We start from the raw sequence: 24,151 nt of genomic DNA, 5'->3' as shown, positions 1-24,151 counted from the left end.
ATTATTCTCCTCTTTCAAATTGAATTTTGAGTATTCCTTCTTCTAATTTTGCTGAAGTTATTAAATAATTTCGTAGTATATTTGGTAGAGGTATATTTCTTTTAAAATTGTTAAGTTTAATCACTACATCCATTTCTGATTGATATAAATCTAAATCACTTTTCTTAGCCAGTGGTATGAACACAGAAAGTAAATATCCATTTTCATTTTTTTCATAAACTTCTCTTTTTGTTATTTCCACAAAATCAAAAACTTTATTGTCATTTAGAACATCATTACAAATTCTATTTACCCCATTGATTCCTATTAATTCTTCATCATACCAAGGGATATTATAAGTAGGTATTCCTACAAATATTTCTTTTAATTCCTTTATATATTTTGATTGAATATTTAACCATTCATCAAAGAAGGAATTATTCATATCCTTTGGTAGTATTCTATTTATATAAATACCATCCACATTGAAATTGTATAAATTCATATACATGTAATTTCTCTTCGTTTCTTCTACTACCATTTTCTCTGGCATCGTCACAAGTCTTATACTTGTTGTTTCTCTGTTTTTTAATAACTCTTGTAGCTGAGATAATTTTAAATACAATCTTTCTATATCATTCATGGCAGACTTATTTGGCAGCTCAATTTTGAAAAACTGTTTTGATATAGGTGCTAAAACTTTCACGCCTATTTTTCCTAAAGGGAATAACTTTTCCATATACCAAGAAAGCAGTTCTGGAAATTTTAACAAAGATAAAGTTTCTCCTGTAGGTGCACAATCTACAATTATTCTGTCGTATATATTTTCATTATATATTTCATTGATTTTTAACAGAGAAAACAACTCCTCAGTCCCTGGTAGTATGCCAAAATCCTCCATGGAATTATCTACAGATTCTGGAAGCATATTATTCATGCATTTCATAATATCTGTAAAATCATTTTCTATTATATAAGTTGGATCAATTTCATAAACACTTAGATTTTCAATTATAGATATTGGCTCTTTTCCAATATGCATATCAAATAAATCACCTAAATTATGTGCCATATCCGTACTTACTAGTAATGTTTTATATCCATCCTTGGCACTTTTTATTGCATGTGCTGCTGCCACACTAGTTTTGCCAACGCCACCTTTTCCAGTAAATATATAAATTCTATTCATATTTATCCCTCCAAATTTTTATCATTTAAAACAAACTATTTCTTATTAAGAATACTTCCACTCTCGAAGTATTTATTTTTTTATAAGCTGTTGTAAAATACAACAGCTCATTTTTAATATATGCATTATTAATCAATTGAAATTTTTCTAATCTTTGGCTTAGTTTTTTCTTTGTTTCTTTCTTCTTTCATAATGTCCATAAGTTTATTTATCATGTTAAAGAAAAGCTCTATTTCTTCATCAGTAAAAGATTCAATAACTCTTTTGCCATAGTACATAAATTCCTTTAATATAGCTTCAATTTGCTCATCTCCATCTGTATCCAAGCATATAGCAACTATTCTTTTATCTTCCACACTACGAGTTCTAGATACTAGTTTTTTCTTTTCCATGCGGTTAATAATTCCCGTTGCTGTATTTAAAGGTACATTTATGTACTGTGCTATTTGAGTCATATTGACTTCTTTGTGTCTGTAAAGAAACCATAATATAAATATTTCATTTTTTGAACAATCAAATAATACATTTTGCCATAGCTGAGGAGACAATAAATCCTTCATGCTATCAATATAACTATAAAAGTCTTTTTCAAATATTTCTTTATTTATTTTCATAAGTCTCACCATTTATTTCTATTCTCGAATTAATTTAATTCTATGCTCGAAGTATCCTTTTGTCAACCATATTTTTGAATTTTTTTGATCTTTTAATTATTGATGACTTTCACATTCTATAGTTTCAAGGATTTCATATTCTTTTAAAATATTATTATACAATTCATTGTTTTGTGATAATACCATTTGGCACAATTTATTTGCTTCCTTCAAATCTTTTTCAACATGAACCCCATAACAATACATTGCTGCCAACTCCAGTTGAGCACGAATATATCCTTGTCTAGCAGATTCTTTAAATAATTCTAATCCTTGCTCATAATCTTGCTCTACATATAATCCATCAAAATACATTTCACCTAATCTAAAATATGCATTGGCAACTCCTTTTTGTGCTGCCTTATTAAAATATAAATATGCAGTTTTATAGTCTATGTCTACTCCTTTTCCTTCTTTATACATTACTCCTGCAAAATATAATCCATGCTCATTATCTTTCTTTGCAGATTCTTCAAACCAAAAGAAAGACTTTTCATAGTTTTTTTCTACTCCTCTACCTTTATAGTACATATTAGCAAGCATTACTTGAGCATCGATGTTTGAGCCTTCTGCTGATTTTTTAAACCACATAAACGCTTTTTTATCATTTTGTTCAAAGACTTCCCCATAGTAATACTTTAACCCCACACTAAAGCACTCTTGATAATATTTAGCATCATTTGGCAGCTTATTATCAAGTATAGCCCTTTGATTTAAAACCATCTAAATTCCCCCCTGATTAAACACATTTTATATATTAAAATAAGAACACCCCATTTGTTACTTATTTTATACACATATCAATTTTAATAATTAATCATTTTTAGATATTTTAAGTTTCTCAATTTATAACTTACTATAAGTTTACTATATTTTTTTATTATTTTGCATATTTTGTTTTTTGCATAATTAAAGAGCCGCCTCAAAGAAACAGCTCCATAAATTAGTACTTAAAAAATAAGCACCTATTAATTTTATTATTCATCTCTTTTATGGATATATCTACTAAACATTGGTTGTAAAAATTTTTGAATTTGTGGCATATATGGCTGTAATGTTGTAAATCTTTTTTCTAACTCTTCTTTAATTGCTTCAAAATCACAGTCATTATCATTCTTACCATAATAATATCCACATTGAGAAGCTCTCCAAACCTCTAGTCCTTGGTATGGATTTGCAGTTCCTATATATAAATCACGTTCACTGTCTACATATAGTATTCTTCCACCATAGTTATATCTATTATCTAGTCCATTTAAAAATACTGGATCAAAATCTACACCATTTTTAGATACATATAAATTAAATCCAAATGGGTATCTAAATCTATTTAGTAATTCTACTACAAGTTCGTATATTCCTATTAAAATATCTACTATCCACTGTGGTAAAGGTATATTTTCTCTATTGGCTAATAATAATTCTAGAATAAGTTGCATATTTGTAGAATCATCAAAAGTACTTACAAATAACTTATTCTCATATTCTTGTATTTGCCAAGCATATACGTTAAATGGATTATTAAATCCTGACAAAATTCCAGATACACTATTTGGGCCTACTACTACTTCATAATTGTCATATTCATCTATTCTTACTATATCACAGCCTCTTGGTATAGCCCATGCTAAAGGCAATTCTTTAGTTCCACTTACATATAGATGGTTTTTGAAAACTCCCATACTTAATGAATATACGTTATCTCCATCGCCAAAACCATTATTTACTACAAGTGTCCAATCATTTACTGCAGGCTCTTCTTTATTAGTTCTCCATATTTGAACTCCATTTTGCGTACTTGTTGCCACATATATACGTTTGTTAAATACAGCCATATTTGATATTGCACCTTGAGGGTTTCTAGCTGGATTTGTACCTTCTGGAGTTTCTAATTTCCATGGAAAGAACTCCGGATCTCTACTACTATATAGTAAAGTCTGTGGTCCTAGACCTGATTCATCTATTGCTGCCAAATATAACTTATCTTTATGAACTACCATTGCTCTTGATGAAGTTCCAGTTATAGTGCTATTTGGTAAAACATCAGAAAGTACTGGTTGCCATACTACACCATTAACTGATTTGTATACTTGCATATATCCTTCAGTAGCTGCTGATGCTGCATAAAGAGCTGGATTTCCATTGAAAGGTCTAAAGTTGACCATATATCTAAACCCAAATTCTCTTTCTTCTTCAACTGTAAATACTTTTTCCCAAGAATCTGGGCAGTATTTTTTATATCTCCAAATTTCAGCTCTATTATCTTGATTTGGAGCATATATAGATGTTGGTATATTTAAGCTACTTCCAAAATAAGTTTGAAGTATTACTAATATTATATTTCTACCTGTACCTACATATATATAATCATCTAGTTCACTCATAGACCAACAATAATTGTTTTGTCTAGCATTTTCTAGATTACTGTAATCTAATCCATTCACAGGTGTTAGATTTTTAAATTTATACATTATCCCACCAACCTTTTTGTTAATCTGAATAAGCATTTAAATTAATACCTACTTATAACAATATATGCCACACTCCGTCAATTTGTTTATAAATTTCTGAAATTTATGTTATACTTAATATAAATTATTTCAAACTACTAAGGAGGGCTACTGTGAAAGAAATAAAAATAAATAAAATATCAATAAATGCCCTATTACTATTGGTTGATATGCCTTTATTACTATTACTAAGTAAAAATCTTTATACAGATACAATTTTTATATATATTAATATTAGACTTATTATGGTTTTCTTGATTCCATTAATACTAATATTTAAACTACTAAAAACTACTATTATCATATTAAAAAAATCTGGATTATTTAGTGAAGTATTGTCCCTATTAACCTTTAAAAAAAGTATTTTAGATATAACTCATATTTACAAAGACTTTATAGATCTTTTTATCTTTTATATTGAATGTATTGTGCTTATATTATTTTCTATGTATTCCATGGAAAAAGCCAAACTTATTCTAGCATCATCAAATAATCTGGCTATTTTTCTTACAATAATATCGTTAAACTTTATACTAATATTAATTAGTAGTTATATAAACAAAAGATGTGATATTGTTACAAATTTATATGAAGAAAAAAATCCTAACTTGTGCTAGCATTATAATTTATAAAAGTTTTTATTTGCATCAAAAAAGTCTACTTTATTTTAAAAGTAGACTTTTATATTATATTTAATAAATTTAATTTTAAATATTAGCTTGCTTTTACTTCTGTTTGAGTTTCTGCCTCTTTAGTCTTAGCTGCCTTAAGCATAGTTGCTGAAGTATAAACAACAACAAGGACTACTAGCCATTTTAACCAATAAATTGGCATGTTTGTTACAAATAATAATGCTAAAATTGAACCTATTACACCACCTATAGTTATACCCATAGATACCTTTCTTTCATAAGCTCCTTCTTTAACGAATTTTGTACTAGCTATTGGTCCAACGAATGCACAAGCACCCATCATTATTGGGAATGCTGCCTTTGGATTCATTCCAAGAAGTGCAATCATTGCCATACATGGTGCATATAAACCTATACCTGCTGTCATTAATGCTCCAAGTATAAAGTTACCAACTATACCTACTATTAATTTCCCACCAGTAAGACCCATTGATTCTCCACCTGATGGCATTAATCCTAATTGACCTAATACTAATAAGACAGCTGTTCCTGCAAGAGCTACTCCCATAGTTAATTGAACTTTTTTCTCTGGTAATTTTGATATTATACCAGCTCCTATCCAAGAACCTACAACTGCAGATATTATCATACATAATAATGTAGTGATGTCTACAGATATTGCGTTAAGTGATAAAAACGCTTGCGCTATCATTGGTAGTGCATGAGCAACGTTTAATGTTCCTGGTAATAACTTATCTGGTACATTTACTTTCTTACTAAATTTTAAAATTGCTGTTGTAGTTGCAAAAGAACCTACTCCTATTGCATCTAGGAAATCTGTTATGAATCCTATAACTAATCCTGCTTTGAATACGTTTGCCTCAGATGCATCTCTGTGTTTTCTAAAGTCATTTACATAAACTGTTGTATAACCTGCTGTTATAACGCCTAATGCGCCTAAAATTGCTGTTAGCATAATTGCTTTAGCCCCCTAAAATTTAATATTTTTTGCCAAGGAAGATTATACATTCATTTTTCATTTTTTTCCATACCTTTTTTAATTTTTTTTTAAAATTTTTTTATATTTTTAAATACATAATTTTTTTCATGTCTTATTTTGTTATTAAAAGGCTGAATTATACACAACTCTAGTAAAATAGTATATTATATTCAAAAATTTCAGAAAAAAGATACCAGTATTTCTACTAGTATCTTATTTCTAAATAATTATTCCATTACAATGATCAACTTCATGTTGAATAATTTGTGCCACAAATCCAGTAAATGTACCTTGTTGTTTTTTGAAACTTTTATCAAAATATTCCACATCTATCGTTTCATATCTTGTTGTTTGCCTAACACCTATTAAAGATAAACAGCTTTCTTCTGTCACATAACTATTTTCTTTCTTAGTTATAACTGGGTTAATCATTGGAACTATTGCATTTCCTACAGCAAATACAATTATACATTTCTTGACACCTATCATATTTGCTGCCATTCCAACACAATTGTCAAGATTTGCCCTCAATGTATCAATTAAGTCATCAACTACATGTATATCCTCTTTAGTAGCTAGTTCTGATTTTTCTCCTAAAAACAATATGTCCTTCATAATTGGTTTTATCATATTTATACCAACCTTTCCAATTTTGCTTATATATCTATTTTATCATAATATGTTTTTCTTATTATATCATATAAAAATTTACTATTCTTTATTATCCATTGAAGAAAAATTTTACTAGTTACCCCTACTGATAAAATTTATAATTTTTGATATAATAAGATTAAATTAAAGTGAGGAGATTTATAAAATGAATAGTAATATTGATAATAAAATAACATCTAATTCTAATAAGTATGCTTGGAATGAATCTATGATTTTAGATAAAATACAAGAAATTTTAGATGGTAAAAATATAGATGACTTAGAACTTAGCCAAGAAGAGCTGGAAAGTATAATATCTAAATTGGATTATAACCTTTCAGAAGAAGAGTTAAATGAGTCTGCTTGCATAGTAGCTGAAAATATTGATGAATTAAATGTATTACCTAAAGATGATATAAAAGAATACATATTAAGATTAATAAATTACTTAAATAATACTAACTTAAAATGTATTATAGGCGAATTTAAAGGAATTGAATTTGAAGTATTTAGAAATTCTAACGTGGATGATGTATTTAAAGAGTACTACTCAAAATACGATAAAACATATGGAATATCTAGCATGCTTTCAAATTTAGGTTTAAAATAGATAAAAATAGCATTCACTAAAATTAATTAGTGAATGCTATTTTTATTTATATTCCTGGAACTGTAACTAAAATTATTATGGCCACTATATTGTGTACTGCATATAAGCCAATTGCAAGAGGTAAGTTTGTTCCCCCTCTTTTCTTGGCAATTATCTCTTTGGCCTCAGGTAATAATCCCTTTATTTTTTCCATATTTACACGTATCTCATCCTGGTATAATGCATTTGCATATATTCCTATGCCAATTAAAACTGCAAAATTTAGTATGCTTCCAATATATGGTGTATAAGATGCTACTAAGCTTAATATGAAAAATGCTCCTGCTTTAAAATACATTTTTCTATATATCATCCAATATATGCCCATAAAAAATGCTGACCAATTCCAAGATATGCTTTTCCCCGAATCATCCATTTTTTTAAATTTCTCTTCATAGAAGTTTTGATTCTTTTGTATGAATAAATTTAATTCATTTACTTGTTGCATAAATTTATCTCCTTGATGTTTTAATTATTGAAATAATTAATATATTATCATATTTTTGCTTATTTTGCTTAAAATTTATTTTCCTTTTATAACAGTATTTATACCCATTTTAAAATTCACAAAACTTAATTATATAATAAGTTTCGTTTTATTTGTTAAGTTTTTATCATCAAAAAGATATCAATTCATTAAAACATTTAATTGCATAAGCGTCTGTCATGCAAGAAATATAATCGACTATGGCTTCTTTATACACATCTTCACTATCTAAAGTTCCATAAACCTTCACATTATTAAGACTATTTTTCAAATCTTTAGGATCAAAAATACTTTCATTACAATATTTTATTATCCAACCTTTAAAATCACTTAGGACAAATCTATACTTCTTATCTATATTAGCTTGTAAATTATTTATGGTATTTTCTTTATCATAATATTTAAATAGTTCTTCAAATATACTGTTGATTACTAAGTTTGCATATTTTTTATAGTAACTAAATTTTTCATTATTATATATTTTTTCATAGTTGAATTTTTTTATGGAGTCAATAAAATTCTGTTTTTCATGAGAAAAGCAAATTCCATTTTCAATAGAACTGTTTTCAATAAGATCGCCCATTAATTCGTGCATTATTACTGAAGTGTTTACTGTTTTTTGGCCATACTTATGTCCTAGTTCATATACGTCTTTTAAATCATCACGACTAATTATTTTTAAAAGAAGCGCATCTTCTATATCTCTTCCAAGATAAGCTATTTTATCAGCAATTTTTACAACACAACCTTCCCAAGTGTAAGGTTGCACCTGCCCAGGATTTGTTATATTATTTAAATCCATAAAATCTTTTCTAGGAAAAATCCCATTTTCATCTACTTCACCACAATGACAGATTATACCATCCCTCACTGCATATGTAAGATTTAAGTTACTTAGTTTTCCCTTATTATCTTGGAGTAATTCCAACTTATCCACTACTTTTAAACCATTTTTTTCATGCCAAAAAGAATAGTTTAGATTTTCTTCTAATATTTTTTTAATAACATTTTCGCCCTCATGACCAAAAGGTGCATGGCCCAAGTCATGACCTGTTGCTATGGCTTTTGTCAATTCAAAGTTTAGCCCCAAGGCTTTAGCTATAATATAACTTACTGATTCCACATGAGATACATGCTCCATCCTTGTGCAAATATGATCATTTTGTGTGTTAAAAAATACTTGTGTCTTATGTTTTAATCTTCTATATGCTAAACAGTGTAAAATTCTAGTGTAATCTCTTTCAAACTCACTTCTGATATCATTATTTCTTGAGTATAGTTCTTTTTCTCTTAAAACTGCTTCTTTACAATTTCTATCTTCATTCATTGCCACATCAGAAAATTTTTTATACATAATCTCCCTCCATATATAATTCAAATATAAGTTATATATTAAGAATATTATAGCACTATTATGCTCTATATCTTGTTTTTCTTATTAATGTACTAAAATAAACTAATTATAATAAGTTTATAAATACTAAAGAACTTTAAAAACTTAATCTTATGAAAAATTTGACTAATATGTATATATATTATAAAATGTATATTTATATTAAAAACACCATATACTGATATTTGGACTAAAATATACAAAATTAATATAAAAAGTTGTCAATGGAGATAACTTGTAAAAGTATTAATATGATATAAATTAAAAATCTAATAAAAGAAAGAAGGAATTTTATGAGGCAAAAGAAAGAAGAATGGTTAGGAAACGTTAAAGGAGATTTACTAGGTGGTATAGTTGTGTGTATGGCACTTATACCAGAGGCAATTGGTTTTTCCATAGTAGCAGGAGTTGATCCTATGGTTGGAGTATATGCATCTTTTTGTATATCTTTAATAACATCAATATTTGGAGGAAGACCAGGACTTATATCAGCAGCTGCCGGGGCTACAGCTTTAGTATTAGCTAGTTTAGTAAGAAGCCACGGTGTAGAATATATGCTTACAGCAACAATACTTACAGGAATTATTCAGATAATACTAGGTTATTTAAAAATAGGTAACTTAATGAAATTTATACCAAAACCAGTTATGATAGGATTTGTTAATGCTCTAGGTATATTAATGTTACAATCTCAAGTAGATCATTTCAAAGGTGCACCTATATTATTAGTTTTAGGAGCATTGGGAGTTGCAATAATATACCTATTCCCTAAAATAACCAAAGCAATACCTGCTCCAATAGTAGCAATAATAACTATTACTATAATATCAGTTGTATTTAATTTAGATATAAAAACTCTAGGTGATATGGGTAGAATAACAACAGACTTACCAAAATTAATAATACCAAGTGTACCATTTAATTTTGAAACTTTATTCATAATATTGCCATACTCTATATCAGTTGCTTTAGTTGGTATAGTTGAGTCACTATTAACTGCTCAATTAGTTGATGATATGACAGATACCCCAAGTGACAAAAACAGAGAATGTGTAGGACAAGGACTTGGTAACCTAACTGCAGGATTCTTCGGTGGTATAGCTGGATGTGGTATGATAGGACAAACAATAATTAACAACAACTATGGCGGAAGAGGAAGATTATCTACTCTTACAGCAGGAACTGCCATGTTAATCTCAGTAATAATATTAAACAAATTTGTAGTTCAAATACCAGTAATTTCACTGGCTGCAGTTATGGTCGTTGTATCCATATCAACATTTAACTGGGGATCTATAAAAAGAATTTCAAAAGTTCCAAAATCAGATACTTTAGTTATGTTAGCAACGGTTCTAGTAGTTTTAGCTACTCATAACTTAGCTTATGGTGTAATTGTTGGTATAATATTAAGTGCCATAGCTTTTGCATCTAAGATATCAGAAATAAATGTAGTAAAGCATGAAGTTCATGGGTACGTTAAATACGAAGTTAAAGGTCAATTATTCTTTGCTTCAACTACGAAATTCATAAATAGTTTTTGCTATACTGAAAATACAAAAGAAATAGATATAGACTTCTCCAGCGTTAAAATTTGGGATGAATCAGCAGTTGATGCTATAGATAAGATTGTTATAAAATACCATAAAAATGGTGTAAAAACTAATTTAATAGGTTTAAGTGACTCATGTTTAGAATTAATATATAATATGGCTGTTCATAATAAGCCAGGCGGTTTAGAAATGGCTAGTGGTCACTAATATAGAAAAAATACTCCAATAGGAAACTATTGGAGTATTTTTTATTATGATCTTAAAAATTAATTTATACCACCATCATAGCAATACTTAATATAATTGCTGATGCTACAAAAATTGCTAATAAAACTTTACTTACAAATTTAACCCATGATGAAAAATCAACTTTTGCTATGGCTAGTGTTCCCATAATAACACCACTTGTTGGTGTAACTAAGTTTACAATCCCACTACCAGCACTAAATATGGAGATTATTACTTCTGGTGGAAATCCTAAGCTAACTGCTAAAGGCCCAAATATAGGCATTGATAAACCTGCAAGTCCAGATGTAGAAGGTATAAAAAATGACAATGCCATATAAATTAAATAAGCAACTATTGTAAATATAATTGGTGACATTCCAACTAATACTGATGAAGCTTTTGACAATACATATGCATCTAATCCTGTAGAACTCATTATAACTGATATACCTTTTGAAACACCTATAACTAAGGCAACTCCAACCATTTCAGCTGCTCCGTCTAAGAATGAATTTACTATTTCTACTTCTTTCATTCTATATACTAAACCTATGATTATTGCCATAATTACAAACCACATACCTAGCTCAGAGAACCACCAGCTTCCAAGGGGAGCACCATTTAAAAATGCTGTATTTTTAAATATATTTATACCAAATTCTTCCCAAGGTATAACACCTGCTACCATTACTAAGAAGGTGAAAGCAAATAGTGCTAATACGACTTTTCTCTGTCCAGTAAATTCTATTATTTCTTCTTTACCTTCTTCATTTCCTATAAAAGCTTCATTTGCTTGTCTTATTTCTGAATCTGACAATAATGTTTTTGATTTATCTGCATAAACTTTTTTAGCATAACTCATTACAAAAAATATAGATATAAGTAGTGATGATAACCATAAAGCCACATTTGTACCAATTACTATTACTTGGTTTACAGCTATATCTGCTTCTTTTAATGTACCTATACTTACTGAAACTAAAAATGGATTAACTGTAGATCCTAAAACACCACAACCTGCTCCTAAAATAATGGTTCCCACAGATACTAAAGGATCAAATCCTGCTATTATCATAGTAGTTGTAACTAAAGCTGTAAAAGCTATAGTTTCTTCTGCCATACCAAAACTAGTTCCTCCAAGAGACAATAAAAACATTAAAACAGGTATTAAAATTAATTCTTTTCCCTTTAAATTGGCAACTACATTTCCTATACCTGCATCTAAGGAACCTGTTTTTGTTGTTACTCCTAAAAAGCCTCCTATTAATAGGACAAAGATGGCTATATCAATTGCCTCCTGTAACCCAGCTATGGGAGCCATAACAAAATCCGCCAAAGTTGCCTTCTTAACTTCTGGTATGAAATATGTTGCAATTGCTATAATTGCTGTTATGGCTAAAAGTACAGTATAAGCCGTTGGTAACTTAAATGATCTTTTCTTATTTCCATTTGCGCTCATTTTACATTTCTCCTTTGATGACTTTTACTATTTATATTAAATTTGCCATTAAAATCTATTTTATGTAATGGTGAGTTGATTTAAATTAAATGAAGCCACTAATATTACATTAATGGCTTTGTTTCCATAATTTTTTTCTTGTATTTATAGTTTCTTTGTAAAATTATTATTGACTAATGACCTATGTTTTTTTATTATAGATATATAAAAATTCAAAAGAAAAAGAGGACAAATATGAAAAATTTTTATATGAAATATAAAAATCACGTAGGCATTATAGTTGATAGTATTATTATAGTTTTGGGATTATATGCTAAAAACTACATATTTGCTATTATGGGTTTAGTTTTATTATTATTAACCCTATATGTTTATAGATTAGAAAAAAGAAATGCAGAAGAAAAAGCAAAAGAAATAGCAGCAAAACAAGCATACAAGGCTGAACAAAAGCGTCTAAATAAAGGCAAGAAAAAAAAGAAAAAGAAAAAAAGATACTAACATTTTATTTTGCACTATAGGAGGTATTAAAATGACAAAGCCTATTCCTGATTGTCCTGTAGAAATAACTTTACATCTAATAGGTGACAAGTGGAAGCTACTTATTATGAGGGATTTATTAACTGGAACTAAGCGTTTTGGAGAGCTAAAAAAATCAGTTACTGGAATTACCCAAAAAGTTCTTACAAGTAATCTTCGAGCTATGGAATCATCTGGACTATTAACAAGAAAAGTTTTTCCTGAAGTTCCTCCAAGGGTGGAATATACACTTCAAAAACTGGCTATAGTCTAGCTCCAATTTTAGACTCCATGTATGCATGGGGAGATAAATACAAAAGTGAGATAGTTGAGCAATAAAAAATTCTAGTTATTATCATTGATCATGCATAATAACTAGAATTTTTATTTTACTATAAATTGTATTCTTTTGGTGGATTTCCTGAGAAATCAGATATTATAACTTTTGCCTCATCTAAATAAAACACTTCAAATATTGGATTACTAGCTTCTTGGTAAATATTTTTTACAAGTGGTGATGATGCTATTACTTTTTCCTTTATGTCAATATCATTTGTAAATGTTGCCTTTCCACTTAAACGCATCCACTCAAATTTAGGTGTTGAAACACAAACTTCCACATATGGATTGCTTTGCATTTGCTTATAAACATCTTTTTTACTACTAGTACAATACCATAGTTTCCCACCATCTTCCATCATAAATTGGAATGGTCTTACTTTTGCTTTGTTGTCTTTTCCCACTGTTGCAAAATATTGAACTGGATTTTCATTTAAAAATTGTAATACTTCATTCATTTGTATTTATTCTCCTTTTATTAACTTATTTTCTTAGATACTGCCTATAAATTAATAATAAAACAAAGTAAATAATTATTTAAGTATGCACTTTAAAGTGCCTTAGTATCCTTAGAGAAACCTTTAAGTAATAGCCTTAATATTTCATATAATTTTTATTAATTATTTATTGAATTTTCTATCTTAAAAGTAATGATACTACTAAAATTATACTTGCAATTCCCACGCATATTAAGCTAACAGACATTAAGTTAGTTTTAAAATAGACAAATGGATTTACTGTATATATTAATTCAGGATTTACAATTTTACTATATATATCATCTTTATCTTCTAATATAAGTAGTTTAATTTTCACTTCCAACTGGGATAATGATCCCTTACTTCCTTCTTCTTTTGTATTTTCTATTAATTTTAACATTACTGCCTTCTTATCTAATTTAGAATTAATATTTTCTTTTTTTAAGTTTAAATCTATAACTTCTTTTACCGTTTCTTCTACAATTTGTTTTATTTGTGGATTTTTTGATTGTATAAATTTAAGTTCTTTTAAAGTTATTTTTTCTCCTTTTAATATATTATCTTTTATATATTCTAATTTTTTTAAATCTACTTCTTCATTTTTAATTGTTTGTTTAGAAGATTTTATAACTTCATTTAGTATTTCTTTTCTTAATTTAACTACTATTGTTTTTAGCGTATTTTCTTTATTCCCTTGTTCTATGTTTTTTTCTTTTTTTAATTTATTTATTTCTTTTGAGATTATTTCATCTACATCTTCACAACTTTTGCATTCTTTTATAATATTTTTCAAAGATTCATATTCATTTTTTATCTCATTAACCACATTTTTTGACTCTGGATATTTTTTGTCTATAAATTCTTTTTCTTCAGATGTTAAGTTCTTTCCTTTTATAAATTTTAATAATATATTTTCAAGTTTAGATAAATCTTTCTTAACTTGTACAAAATATTTTTCAATATCACCTATTGATTCTTGTTTTATTTTCCACTCACTTTCTGTAATTCTACACTCTTTAAGTAAGGTATTGTTTTTTATCTTTTCATTATTTAATAAATTATTAATATCCTTATCCCTGTTTTGTATTTCGCCTAATTTACTCATCTTTATAAAAATTTTTAGTTCATTTGCTTCTTTATGTGATTTAGTGGCAAATTCTTTTAACTGTGGATATTTCTTATTAATAAACTCTTTTTCTTTGGGAGTTAAGGACTCTCCTTTAACTATTTTTATAGCTATGATTTCAGCTTTAGCTATCATTTCTTTTATTTTAATTACCATATCTTTATTGTAATTTTGTTGAACATCTTTTAAAGTATTACTTATTTCACTCTTTGATTCACCTATATTTATGGAATTTGATTCTTCATTTTTGTATATATTATTTAATTCTAAATCATTGTTACTTAAATTCAAATTGTTTAATTTATTAATCATATATAACTCCATTTAATTTTTCATATTTATATATTATTCCTTATATTTATTTATATTTTATATACGGACAGATTTTATTTTGCTAAAATTCAAAATATATATAAAAAATACTGGAATTAAATTTCATCCCAGTATAAAGCACAGTATTAAATCCTTAATACAACTTAAATTCTATTTTTATATAATATAGCATATTTCTTATTCATATTTCTTAATCAGTTTAACATTGTATTTTTCCACACTATTTAAACTGTCATCATTAAAGTTATCTGGTGAAATATATCCATTATACCAAGTACAAGAGTTGAAATAATTTTGAAGAGAAGAATCTTTAAACAATCTTCCATGTTTAGCATATATTTCATTTCTAGCAAGCTTTAGTTCCCAACTGGAAAGGCCTGATAGATCTGCCCCTGTTAAGTATCTAACATCACTATCATAAAAAATGTATCCATCTACTTCATATGCACTACTAGAATTATTACTGGAGCTATTACTGCTTGAATTACTATTATTATCTTGTATAATAACTTCTTTTGTGGTTTTATTTGTTGTAGAATTTTCTTTACTGGTATCATCATCTTTTCCATTGTTGATTACTATGCATCCTGTCATAGACAAGGTGCAAATTAAAATCGTTAATAATGCCCCTTTTTTATACAATAAACTCCCTCCTAAAAAGACCCACATATTATTAATTTATATGTGTTTTTTTAGTGAGAAATTACACTTACTATTACTGCTATAAATATTTAATAATTATAGTTTACAGCTATATAAAACACCTTTTACTAAATTATATGTTAAGCTAGCAATTTCCTGTGAAGATTCTACACATCCACCCTTCATCCATGATTTTAATATACCAATATATCCACTTTTAACAAAGGAATATACATAAGCAGGATGATCTATCTTACCATCAAAATCTTGTCTAAGTTGATCTTTAATATGGTTTTCAACTAGCTCCTCTAACTTAAATAAAAAACTTATGTCTCCATTATGACTGAAAATACATTTACAGAAATCAACATTTTCGTTTATAACATCACACATATCTTCAATAAATCCATGAGCTTCCTTAAAAATATCATGAGTTTTATTATCCTTAATAACATATAACTCTAAAATATGTATAAATTCATTATAAAGCTCTGCTTCTAACTTTTCCAACATATCTGGTATATCGCAGTAGTAATTATAAAAAGTTGATCTGTTTAAATCCGCATCTGAAACTAATTCTTTTACTGTAATATTATTTATTGGCTTTTCCTTCATTAAATTTATTAAACTATGTTTTAAAGATTCTTTTGACTTTCTAATTCTACGGTCATTTTTTACATTCATAAATTTACTCCTTTCTGTATAATAAACAACATTTTTAAAAAAAATGTCGTTTATTATACATTTTTCACATTTTTAATGATTGAATATTATTCCTTACAAAATTATAATTCATATTATAGCAAAAAACAACACCATGTTGTTTAATGAAAACTTAATATTGAGAAGGGTGATATATATGCTAAAAAAAGAATGGCAAGACTTATTCAAAAACAAATTTCTAATTGTGGCTCTTATTGCTATAATTGCAATCCCAACTATTTATTCAACTTTATTTTTAAGTTCCATGTGGGATCCTTATGGTAAAGTCAGCAATCTTCCAGTTGCTGTTGTAAATAATGATGTTTCTGTTGATTATGAGGATATGGAAGTAAATGTGGGTGAAAGACTTGTTGATAGTCTAAAAGAAAATGACTCCTTAGCATTTAATTTTGTTGATGAAAAAGTGGCAATGAAAGGTTTGGAAAATGGTACTTATTATATGGTAATTACTATTCCAAAAGATTTTTCAAAAGATGCTACCACTTTATTAGATAAAAAACCTAAGAAAATGGTATTAGAATATGCTACAAATCCAGGCAAAAACTATATCGCCAGTAAAATGAGTGAAACTGCTTTAACTAAAGTTCAAAACACAATTTCTGAAAAGGTAACTGAAAATTATGCAGATGTGGTATTTGAACAGTTTGACACTGTAGGTGATGGACTTAAAGAAGCATCTGACGGTTCTTTAGAACTTAAAGACGGCTTAGGTGATTTAAAAGATGGTGGTGTGAAACTAAGTAATGGTTTAAACACTCTTTCTAATAGCATGCTAACATTTACTAATGGTACAAATACTTTATCACAAGGTTTAGATACTTATTTAGCAGGTGTAAAAACTTTAAATTCAGCTTCTGGGGAACTTGCAAATGGTGCTAACAAATTGGCAGATGGTGCTAATCAGTTAAACTCTGCTGTTAAAGGAATTTCTATACCAAATATATCTTTAAGTGAAGAGCAAAAAAACACTTTAAAAAATACAGCAGCTTCTAGTGTTTCTGATTACTCTAAGCAATTATCTTCTGGTATAGGTAGTGCAGTTAGCAATAAAGTAAGTAACACTTTAACTTCAGATAATACAGTTAAGGCAGTATCTTCTGCAATACTTAGTGATAGTAAGATTACTCAAATGGTAGGAGCTCTTCAAGCAGCAGGATATACTAAAGAGCAAGCCCAAGGCTTAGTTGTTGGAATAGTATCAAATACTTTGAAAGGTGTTTCTTCTAATATTACGGCTGATTCTATAACAAGTGCAGTTTCTCCATCAGTATCTAGTACTATGAGTCAAATTGCAGCAGGTTCAGCTGAAAAAGGAGCCGAGGCAGTTGTAAAAGAAGTAAACTCAAATCTTTCTACTTATGAAGAAATGTTTACTACTTTAAAATCATCTACAAAAACTCTTTCAGATGGATTAAATACATTAAGTGCTGGTGCCAATGAATTAAAAGCTGGCTCAGACAAACTTGTAGCTAATAATCCTAAATTAAAATTTGGTATGACATCACTTTCAGATGGTACAAATAAAATATCCTCTGGTGTTACGGATTTAAAAAATGGATCTGTAAGTTTAAAAGACGGTTTAAAAACTGCTTATGATGGAAGTAATACTCTTCAAACAAGTTTAGCGGACGGAGCTAAATCTGTAAAAGATACTACTTCTACAATAAATGATGACACATTAAAAATGTTTGCATCACCTGTAGACTCATCTAAAACTCAAATAACTAAAGTTGCAGATAATGGTCATGCCATGGCTGCATATATGATGGTTGTTGGTCTTTGGGTTGGATGTATGGGATTCTGCACAGTTTATCCATTAACTAAAAATAGCTCAAAGATAAAATCAGGATTTAGATTATGGCTAAGTAAAGCAAGTGTTATGTATCCAGCAATTATATTCGCTTCAATAGGAATGATTTCAGCTTTAAGCTTCTTTAATGGATTTAGCCCAGCTGATTTAAATAGCACCATATTAGTTGCAGTTGTTGCCGCAATAACCTTTATGAGTATAATATACTTCTTTAATGTGGCCTTTGGAGTAGTTGGTAAATTCTTAGTTCTAATATTTATGGTTATTCAGTTATCTGGTTCTACAGGTACTTATCCTTTGGAATTATCAGGTGATTTTGTAGCTAAAATAACTAATTATCTTCCATTTACTCACGTAGTTACTGCATTCAGAAGTACAATATCTGGTGGATCTAATATAGAAAGCCATTTAATTTTCCTTACTTCTATAGCTGTAGTAATGATATTAATAACAATTGCTTTCCTTGAATTTAAAGTAAGATTTAAATCTAATAATAATAATTTTACTGAAGATCATATGGACGACAAATTAGCAGTTTAATAAATTAATAAAAATAAGAGGCTGTCGCATAAACGATTGAAAAATCGTTGGGCGATAGCTCCTTTTTACTTATTTAAAACTCAAAACTACTGAAAATAATTTTATTTCACTTATATTTACTAAAAATAAGCATGACAAATAAAGGTATTTGAAATACCGTTTTTTTAGCTATCTATATTAAAATTAAGCGATTTTCTTTAAAGGATGAAGGGATGTTTTACATTTTCCATTTTGTATTTTATTATGCAATTTATTTATGTTATAAGCCATTCCTAATAAAATACATTCCGCTAAAATATTTTTTTCACCTTTACATAAAAACCTTCTAAATTCCATGTTTTGTTTTATTTGAGCGAATGCTCCTTCGGCTTGAATACTTCTATTCATTCTTAGTTGAATACCTTCGGTACTCACTATTCTTTGTAAATTTCCTTTACGTTTTTCATTAAATACTTTTGAAATATTAAGTTTTTTAGTTCTATCTTCTAAAGGAGTTTTACAGTTATTTCCTTTAATGCATTTAGTTTTAAATTGACATCCTTTACAATCTTCGCACATATAACAAGTTATTTCACACTTGTATCCAGTTGTACTTTTTCTGGTTTTTGTGCTAGTAACAGTTAATTTCTTATTGTTTTTACATAGATAATAGTCATCTTTATCGTTGTAAGACATATTATCCATTCTACCAATATCATTTTTATATTTTCTTGTTTTACTAATTTCATAATTAGCTGGTTTTATAAATGATTGTTGTCCATTTTTTTCTAGATGTACATAGTTTTCTTCACTTTCATATCCTGAATCAGTTATTACTTTAGGATATTTAAAACTTAAATATGACTCTGCATTTTGTAAAAATGGTATTAGAGTAGTTGTGTCAGCTGGTTGAGGTCCTGCACTTATCCAGACTATATATTCAGAATCAACTCCAAACTGAACGTTGTAAGCAGGTTTTAATTGACCATTTTTCATATGATCTTCCTTCATTCTCATGAAAGTGGCATCTTTATCTGTTTTAGAGTAGCTATTACGTTCACCCATTATATGTAAATCTTTAGTGTATTTTTTTAATCTATCAATATAGCTATCTAATTCTTCAATAGATTTTTGAATAGGCGATTTTCTTTTACCTTTACCATAAACAAATACAACATCTTCTTCATTTGCTATTTTCTTAAGTTTTTTTAGTAATTTTTTTAGATGATGCATTTTGATTTTGTTTTTATAAATTAATTTGATACCAAAATCTTGTTCACATTTTAAAACGAAATTAGGTATTTTATCCATCATTTTTTGCATATTTTTTGTTACAGCTTTTTTCCAAACAAAAGTATATCTATTAGATGACGCTTCTATTTTAGTACCATCTATAAATATTGTTTCTTTTGAAATTTCATTTTTATCTGCAAGCATATTTGCTAATTGGGCAAGTAATTCTTCAGATACTGGTGCGAAATGTATACTACGAAATCTGGCAATTGTTGAATGATCTGGAGCGGAGGCTCCGCCTAAAAGATACATAAAATTAACATCTCTTTTGCATGCATTTTCTATTTTTCTTGAAGAATATAAGCTATTCATATATCCGTAAACAATGATTTTTAACATTTCTCTTGGGGTTATTGTATTTTCTCTAATTCGAGAATAAGTCTGATATAACTTTTCTAAATTCATCTCCTCTATAGTTTGACTTAATAACCTCACTGAATCATCTTTTGGAATTAAATAATCAATCTCTAGTGGTAATTTTAATTGATAATTATCACCATACTTAGTATAATCAATTTGTATAATATTTTGTTTGGTCATAAAATAATTATACAAAAATCCCAAGATCTTTTGAACTTGGGATTTATTTTTTATGCAAAAAGGGCATCGCCCTATTTTTTTAGTGCGACAGCCCCTTTTTTTATTACTACTATAAAGTTGATTTAGCTAATATTTCTTCTTTAAAGTTATCACTATTTATTGGCCACTTACCATATTTTCTTGCAGCTCCCATAAATGCATCTATATTTTCTATAGGAGAGTTAATAGGTATACCACATCCTGTACTTAGTAAATATCCCTTTGGACTGTCATAAGCATCTTCTATACATTTTTTTACACCTGCATAAACATCTTCTACGCTGCCAAGCATCATTATTTCCACTGGATCCACATTTCCAACAATAGGAAGTCTATCTCCCACAAGTTTTTTTGTATCTACTAAACTAACTCTATTATCTATACTTAACATATTACAACCACTTTCCACCAAGTCTAGTGTCATATGAGAAGTTTCCCCACAAACATGATATGTAAGAGATTTTCCAAAACTATGTACATAATCTACTATTTCTTTTGTATATGGAAGAACAAAATCTCTATAAGTTTTCTTATCTATTAATGTTCCTGACGCTATTGGATCACATAAAGATATTCCCGCTCCTGCCTCTAAGAAATCTTTCATTACTATTTTAGTGGCATCTGTACTAAATCTCAATAGTTCATGAACTCTCTCAGGTTCTCTTCTTATGGATCTTAATAATTTTTCCACAGGATAAATACTTCCTGCTGCCGTTATTGGTCCATGAATACTTAAAGATGCTCCAACTTCATGTCCATATTTCTCCATACAAATATGATAAGCATCATAATTTAATTGATACCATGGATCATTTTTTCTTTCTATTTTTGATAAATCTAAAGAACTTAAATCTTTAAGGTTTTTTAAATAATGTTCTATTACGGCTGGTACTCCATCCTCTGGATTGTTAGTTTTGCTACCCAAAGCTATTCCTACTCCATGAAGTCCATATTCTATGGAAATACTATCATTGCCAAATCTCTCATAACAAGCTATTTGTGCCTGAGCTTGGTTTTTAGCACAACTTCTTTTTTCTTTGTGTGTAATTCCAGCAACTTTTCCTGATACTGATGTTACAAATGGTAATGCTGGTATTCTATCTATAGATTTTCCACTAAAAAATCCTGCTAGCCTTTCCTTAGGTGTCATTTGATCATCTTTATGCATTGTAATCCCCCCAGTTTAATAAATTTTTAATTAACATATATTTAGTTCTTCATATTAATAAGAGTAACATATTAAAATGCTTTATAAAAATTGATAATTTTTATACTTCCATGCCTTTTATAAAGATTTTTAATTATTTAATAACTAACTTTTTCTCAAATATGCTTGACATTAATTTCCAATAGTACTACACTTGTTTTTGTAGATATAGACCGACGGTCGGTCGATAAACAATAGGAGGATAAAATGAGAGTCATTAAAAATGCAGATGAAAGAAAAAGCGAAATACTTCATATTGCAAATCAACTTTTCAATGAAAAAGGTTATGAAAATACTAGTATTTCAGATATTTTAAAAGAAATAGGAATTGCAAAAGGCACATTATATTACTACTTTAAATCAAAAGAAGAAATAATGAATGAAATTATAACTCAAATAACTGAAAATATTTTTCAACAAGCAAATTTGATTGCTCAAGATACAGGTCTTACAGTGCCACAAAAAATAATAAATATAATCTTATCTCTTAATATAGAAGATAAGGATAGCGGAAAAGAAATTATTAAACACGTTAATAATCCTGAAAATATACTTATGCATCAAAAACAAATTGACTCTATAGTTAAGGGAATAACGCCTATTTTTACAAAGGTTATTAATGAAGGAATTGAAAAAGGAATGTTTAATACTCCATTCCCAAAAGAAAGCACTGAAATGATTTTAATTTATGCTCTCAATGTTTTTGATAATGATAAAATCACTTCCATGGAAGAATTCAGTGAAAAAATATCAGCTTTCATTTATAATTTGGAACGTATTTTTAATGCAAAACCAGGAAGTTTTGATTTTTTAGCTCAATTATTTAATTAAGGAGGTTTTTATAATGAATAATTCAGGAGTCAATAATGCTGATAAAAACAAAAGTTTCAAAAAATTTTTATTATTATGGTCAGGAGAACTTATCTCCTCCATTGGTAGTGGCCTTACTGCCTTTGGACTTAGCGTATATGTATTTCAACAAACTGGCAAAGTCACATCAACTGCCATTATCACCCTTTTAGCTTTTTTGCCATCCGTACTCCTAAATCCCTTTGCTGGAGTTTTAGCCGATAGATATGATAGACGACTTTTAATGATTTTAGGTGATAGTTTATCCACATTAGGTTTGTTTTATATATTAATTTCCATGTTAAATGGTGGAGCCACTTTTATACAAATTTGCATAGGTGTTACCATAAGTTCTGTTTTTACATCACTTCTAGAGCCAGCTTACAGAGCAACTATTACAGATTTACTAACACCAGAAGAATTTTCAAAAGCCAGCGGTTTGGTTCAAGCAGCCGGATCATCTAGATACTTAATTTCACCTATTTTAGCAGGATTTTTACTAAGCTTTTCTAATATTAAACTAATACTAATTCTTGATATCTGCACATTTTTCATCACATTTATAACTACTTTTATAGTTAGAAAAGGACTTATTTCAAAAGCAAATTCTAAAAATACTTCATTCTCTCAAGAATTTAAAGATGGATGGTTAGCTATATCAGAAAATAAAGGAATACTTATCTTAGTTTTTATGGGAACTTTACTTACTTTCTTCTTAGCATTTATTCAATCTCTTGCTGTACCAATGATTTTAACTTTTTCAACTGCATCAGTAGCTGGAGTTTGCAATACAATTTGTGCAACAGGTATGCTTGCTTCAAGTATTTTCATAGGTATGATTCCAATAAAAAAAAGTTATGTAAAACTTCTTACTTATTCTCTTTGTTTAAGCGGAATATTTATGGCTTTATTTGGACTTCGTGAAAACATAATTTTAATAAGTATTGCTGGATTTTTATTTTTTGCTACTTTACCTTTTGCAAATACTAGTTTAGATGTGCTTATTAGAAAAAATATTGTCAATGAACTTCAAGGAAGAGCTTGGGGATTAATTGGCTTTATTACTCAGTTTGGATATATTTTAGCTTATGCCAGCGTGGGATTTTTATCTGATTCTGTATTCACACCTATGTTAGTTGAAAATGGCTCCTTATCAAATACAGTAGGAAAAATTATAGGAACAGGTCCAGGTCGTGGTACTGCTTTTCTTATTATAATTGCAGGATTTTTATTATTCTTAACAGCCTTAATTTTGTATAGTATTAAATCTATAAGAAAACTTGAGGATGCAAATGTTTAAAAGAATTGAAGAAGTTACACAAAAAATGCAAGAAATTAGTATTTAAATTATTACAA

General features: G+C 28.2%; 23 protein-coding genes. 8 read left to right on the top strand and 15 right to left on the bottom strand.

All coding sequences use genetic code 11. The annotated features are described in order from the left end of the window. Position 1 precedes the first annotated feature (1 nt). The 4 genes from TVTCOM_RS08780 to TVTCOM_RS08765 all read right to left on the bottom strand — a co-directional run bounded on the left by TVTCOM_RS08780 (position 2) and on the right by TVTCOM_RS08765 (position 4,292). Positions 2 to 1,168, bottom strand: coding sequence for an ArsA family ATPase (locus tag TVTCOM_RS08780; RefSeq protein WP_434799457.1), 1,167 nt, complete (start codon positions 1,166 to 1,168; stop codon positions 2 to 4). Positions 1,169 to 1,296: 128 nt separating this feature from the next. Further along, positions 1,297 to 1,782 (bottom strand): MarR family winged helix-turn-helix transcriptional regulator, encoded by a 486-nt coding sequence (locus TVTCOM_RS08775; protein ID WP_434799456.1) that lies wholly within the window; start codon positions 1,780 to 1,782, stop codon positions 1,297 to 1,299. 96 nt (positions 1,783 to 1,878) lie between these two features. Then, on the bottom strand, positions 1,879 to 2,544 hold the full coding sequence (locus TVTCOM_RS08770; protein WP_434799455.1) for a tetratricopeptide repeat protein: 666 nt from the start codon (positions 2,542 to 2,544) through the stop codon (positions 1,879 to 1,881). A 254-nt stretch (positions 2,545 to 2,798) separates the two neighbouring features. Further along, positions 2,799 to 4,292: a hypothetical protein gene (locus tag TVTCOM_RS08765; RefSeq protein WP_434799454.1), complete on the bottom strand. Its 1,494-nt coding sequence runs from the start codon at positions 4,290 to 4,292 to the stop codon at positions 2,799 to 2,801. 152 nt (positions 4,293 to 4,444) lie between these two features. Between TVTCOM_RS08765 and TVTCOM_RS08760 the strand changes: the two genes are divergently transcribed. After that, the gene (locus TVTCOM_RS08760; protein WP_434799453.1) at positions 4,445 to 4,948 is read left to right on the top strand and encodes a hypothetical protein; all 504 of its coding nucleotides are present in this window, start codon (positions 4,445 to 4,447) and stop codon (positions 4,946 to 4,948) included. 97 nt (positions 4,949 to 5,045) lie between these two features. Here TVTCOM_RS08760 and TVTCOM_RS08755 read toward each other — a convergent pair whose 3' ends face one another. Then, complete coding sequence (locus TVTCOM_RS08755; protein ID WP_434799452.1) at positions 5,046 to 5,939, bottom strand: TSUP family transporter; 894 nt, start codon at positions 5,937 to 5,939, stop codon at positions 5,046 to 5,048. A gap of 243 nt (positions 5,940 to 6,182) precedes the next feature. Then, positions 6,183 to 6,578, bottom strand: coding sequence for a peptide deformylase (locus tag TVTCOM_RS08750; RefSeq protein ID WP_434799451.1), 396 nt, complete (start codon positions 6,576 to 6,578; stop codon positions 6,183 to 6,185). Between the two features lie 202 nt (positions 6,579 to 6,780). Between TVTCOM_RS08750 and TVTCOM_RS08745 the strand changes: the two genes are divergently transcribed. After that, positions 6,781 to 7,224, top strand: a complete 444-nt coding sequence (locus TVTCOM_RS08745; RefSeq protein ID WP_434799450.1) for a hypothetical protein — start codon at positions 6,781 to 6,783, stop codon at positions 7,222 to 7,224. A 46-nt stretch (positions 7,225 to 7,270) separates the two neighbouring features. Here the strand turns inward: TVTCOM_RS08745 and TVTCOM_RS08740 are convergent, their stop codons facing one another. Then, positions 7,271 to 7,711 carry a DUF2628 domain-containing protein gene (locus TVTCOM_RS08740; RefSeq protein ID WP_434799449.1) on the bottom strand — a complete coding sequence of 147 codons (441 nt, stop codon included), beginning with the start codon at positions 7,709 to 7,711 and terminating at the stop codon, positions 7,271 to 7,273. 169 nt (positions 7,712 to 7,880) lie between these two features. After that, entirely contained in the window at positions 7,881 to 9,104 is a 1,224-nt protein-coding gene (locus TVTCOM_RS08735; RefSeq protein ID WP_434799448.1) for a deoxyguanosinetriphosphate triphosphohydrolase family protein, read from the bottom strand. 332 nt (positions 9,105 to 9,436) lie between these two features. Here TVTCOM_RS08735 and TVTCOM_RS08730 point away from each other — a divergent pair, with 332 nt between their 5' ends. Continuing rightward, on the top strand, positions 9,437 to 10,900 hold the full coding sequence (locus TVTCOM_RS08730; protein WP_434799447.1) for a SulP family inorganic anion transporter: 1,464 nt from the start codon (positions 9,437 to 9,439) through the stop codon (positions 10,898 to 10,900). Positions 10,901 to 10,964: 64 nt separating this feature from the next. On the opposite strand, the gene TVTCOM_RS08725 is transcribed toward TVTCOM_RS08730, so the two are convergent. After that, positions 10,965 to 12,380, bottom strand: a complete 1,416-nt coding sequence (locus tag TVTCOM_RS08725; protein WP_434799446.1) for a YfcC family protein — start codon at positions 12,378 to 12,380, stop codon at positions 10,965 to 10,967. A gap of 234 nt (positions 12,381 to 12,614) precedes the next feature. On the opposite strand from TVTCOM_RS08725, the gene TVTCOM_RS08720 reads away from it, so the two are divergent. Together TVTCOM_RS08720 and TVTCOM_RS08715 are read left to right on the top strand one after the other, a co-directional pair. Then, positions 12,615 to 12,878 carry a hypothetical protein gene (locus TVTCOM_RS08720; RefSeq protein WP_434799445.1) on the top strand — a complete coding sequence of 88 codons (264 nt, stop codon included), beginning with the start codon at positions 12,615 to 12,617 and terminating at the stop codon, positions 12,876 to 12,878. Positions 12,879 to 12,909: 31 nt separating this feature from the next. After that, positions 12,910 to 13,170, top strand: coding sequence for a winged helix-turn-helix transcriptional regulator (locus TVTCOM_RS08715; protein ID WP_434799444.1), 261 nt, complete (start codon positions 12,910 to 12,912; stop codon positions 13,168 to 13,170). Between the two features lie 118 nt (positions 13,171 to 13,288). On the opposite strand, the gene TVTCOM_RS08710 is transcribed toward TVTCOM_RS08715, so the two are convergent. The 4 genes from TVTCOM_RS08710 to TVTCOM_RS08695 form a co-directional block, all read right to left on the bottom strand. Then, on the bottom strand, positions 13,289 to 13,693 hold the full coding sequence (locus tag TVTCOM_RS08710) for a pyridoxamine 5'-phosphate oxidase family protein (protein ID WP_434799443.1): 405 nt from the start codon (positions 13,691 to 13,693) through the stop codon (positions 13,289 to 13,291). Between the two features lie 178 nt (positions 13,694 to 13,871). Next, the gene (locus tag TVTCOM_RS08705) at positions 13,872 to 15,152 is read right to left on the bottom strand and encodes a hypothetical protein (protein WP_434799442.1); all 1,281 of its coding nucleotides are present in this window, start codon (positions 15,150 to 15,152) and stop codon (positions 13,872 to 13,874) included. A gap of 198 nt (positions 15,153 to 15,350) precedes the next feature. Beyond that, positions 15,351 to 15,815: a YARHG domain-containing protein gene (locus tag TVTCOM_RS08700; RefSeq protein ID WP_434799441.1), complete on the bottom strand. Its 465-nt coding sequence runs from the start codon at positions 15,813 to 15,815 to the stop codon at positions 15,351 to 15,353. A 96-nt stretch (positions 15,816 to 15,911) separates the two neighbouring features. Beyond that, entirely contained in the window at positions 15,912 to 16,499 is a 588-nt protein-coding gene (locus tag TVTCOM_RS08695) for a TetR/AcrR family transcriptional regulator (RefSeq protein WP_434799440.1), read from the bottom strand. Between the two features lie 175 nt (positions 16,500 to 16,674). On the opposite strand from TVTCOM_RS08695, the gene TVTCOM_RS08690 reads away from it, so the two are divergent. Continuing rightward, positions 16,675 to 18,888 (top strand): YhgE/Pip family protein, encoded by a 2,214-nt coding sequence (locus TVTCOM_RS08690; protein WP_434799439.1) that lies wholly within the window; start codon positions 16,675 to 16,677, stop codon positions 18,886 to 18,888. 183 nt (positions 18,889 to 19,071) lie between these two features. On the opposite strand, the gene TVTCOM_RS08685 is transcribed toward TVTCOM_RS08690, so the two are convergent. Then, entirely contained in the window at positions 19,072 to 20,700 is a 1,629-nt protein-coding gene (locus TVTCOM_RS08685) for an IS1182 family transposase (RefSeq protein WP_434797079.1), read from the bottom strand. A gap of 109 nt (positions 20,701 to 20,809) precedes the next feature. Continuing rightward, on the bottom strand, positions 20,810 to 21,907 hold the full coding sequence (locus tag TVTCOM_RS08680; protein ID WP_434799438.1) for a uroporphyrinogen decarboxylase family protein: 1,098 nt from the start codon (positions 21,905 to 21,907) through the stop codon (positions 20,810 to 20,812). Between the two features lie 246 nt (positions 21,908 to 22,153). Here TVTCOM_RS08680 and TVTCOM_RS08675 point away from each other — a divergent pair, with 246 nt between their 5' ends. Further along, complete coding sequence (locus tag TVTCOM_RS08675) at positions 22,154 to 22,777, top strand: TetR/AcrR family transcriptional regulator (protein ID WP_434799437.1); 624 nt, start codon at positions 22,154 to 22,156, stop codon at positions 22,775 to 22,777. Positions 22,778 to 22,790: 13 nt separating this feature from the next. Then, positions 22,791 to 24,095 (top strand): MFS transporter, encoded by a 1,305-nt coding sequence (locus TVTCOM_RS08670; RefSeq protein WP_434799436.1) that lies wholly within the window; start codon positions 22,791 to 22,793, stop codon positions 24,093 to 24,095. Positions 24,096 to 24,151: the final 56 nt, after the last annotated feature.

This window comes from Terrisporobacter vanillatitrophus (assembly GCF_051148895.1).
Taxonomy (GTDB): Bacteria; Bacillota; Clostridia; order Peptostreptococcales; family Peptostreptococcaceae; genus Terrisporobacter; species Terrisporobacter vanillatitrophus.
This window is presented reverse-complemented; position numbering and strand designations above follow the sequence as displayed.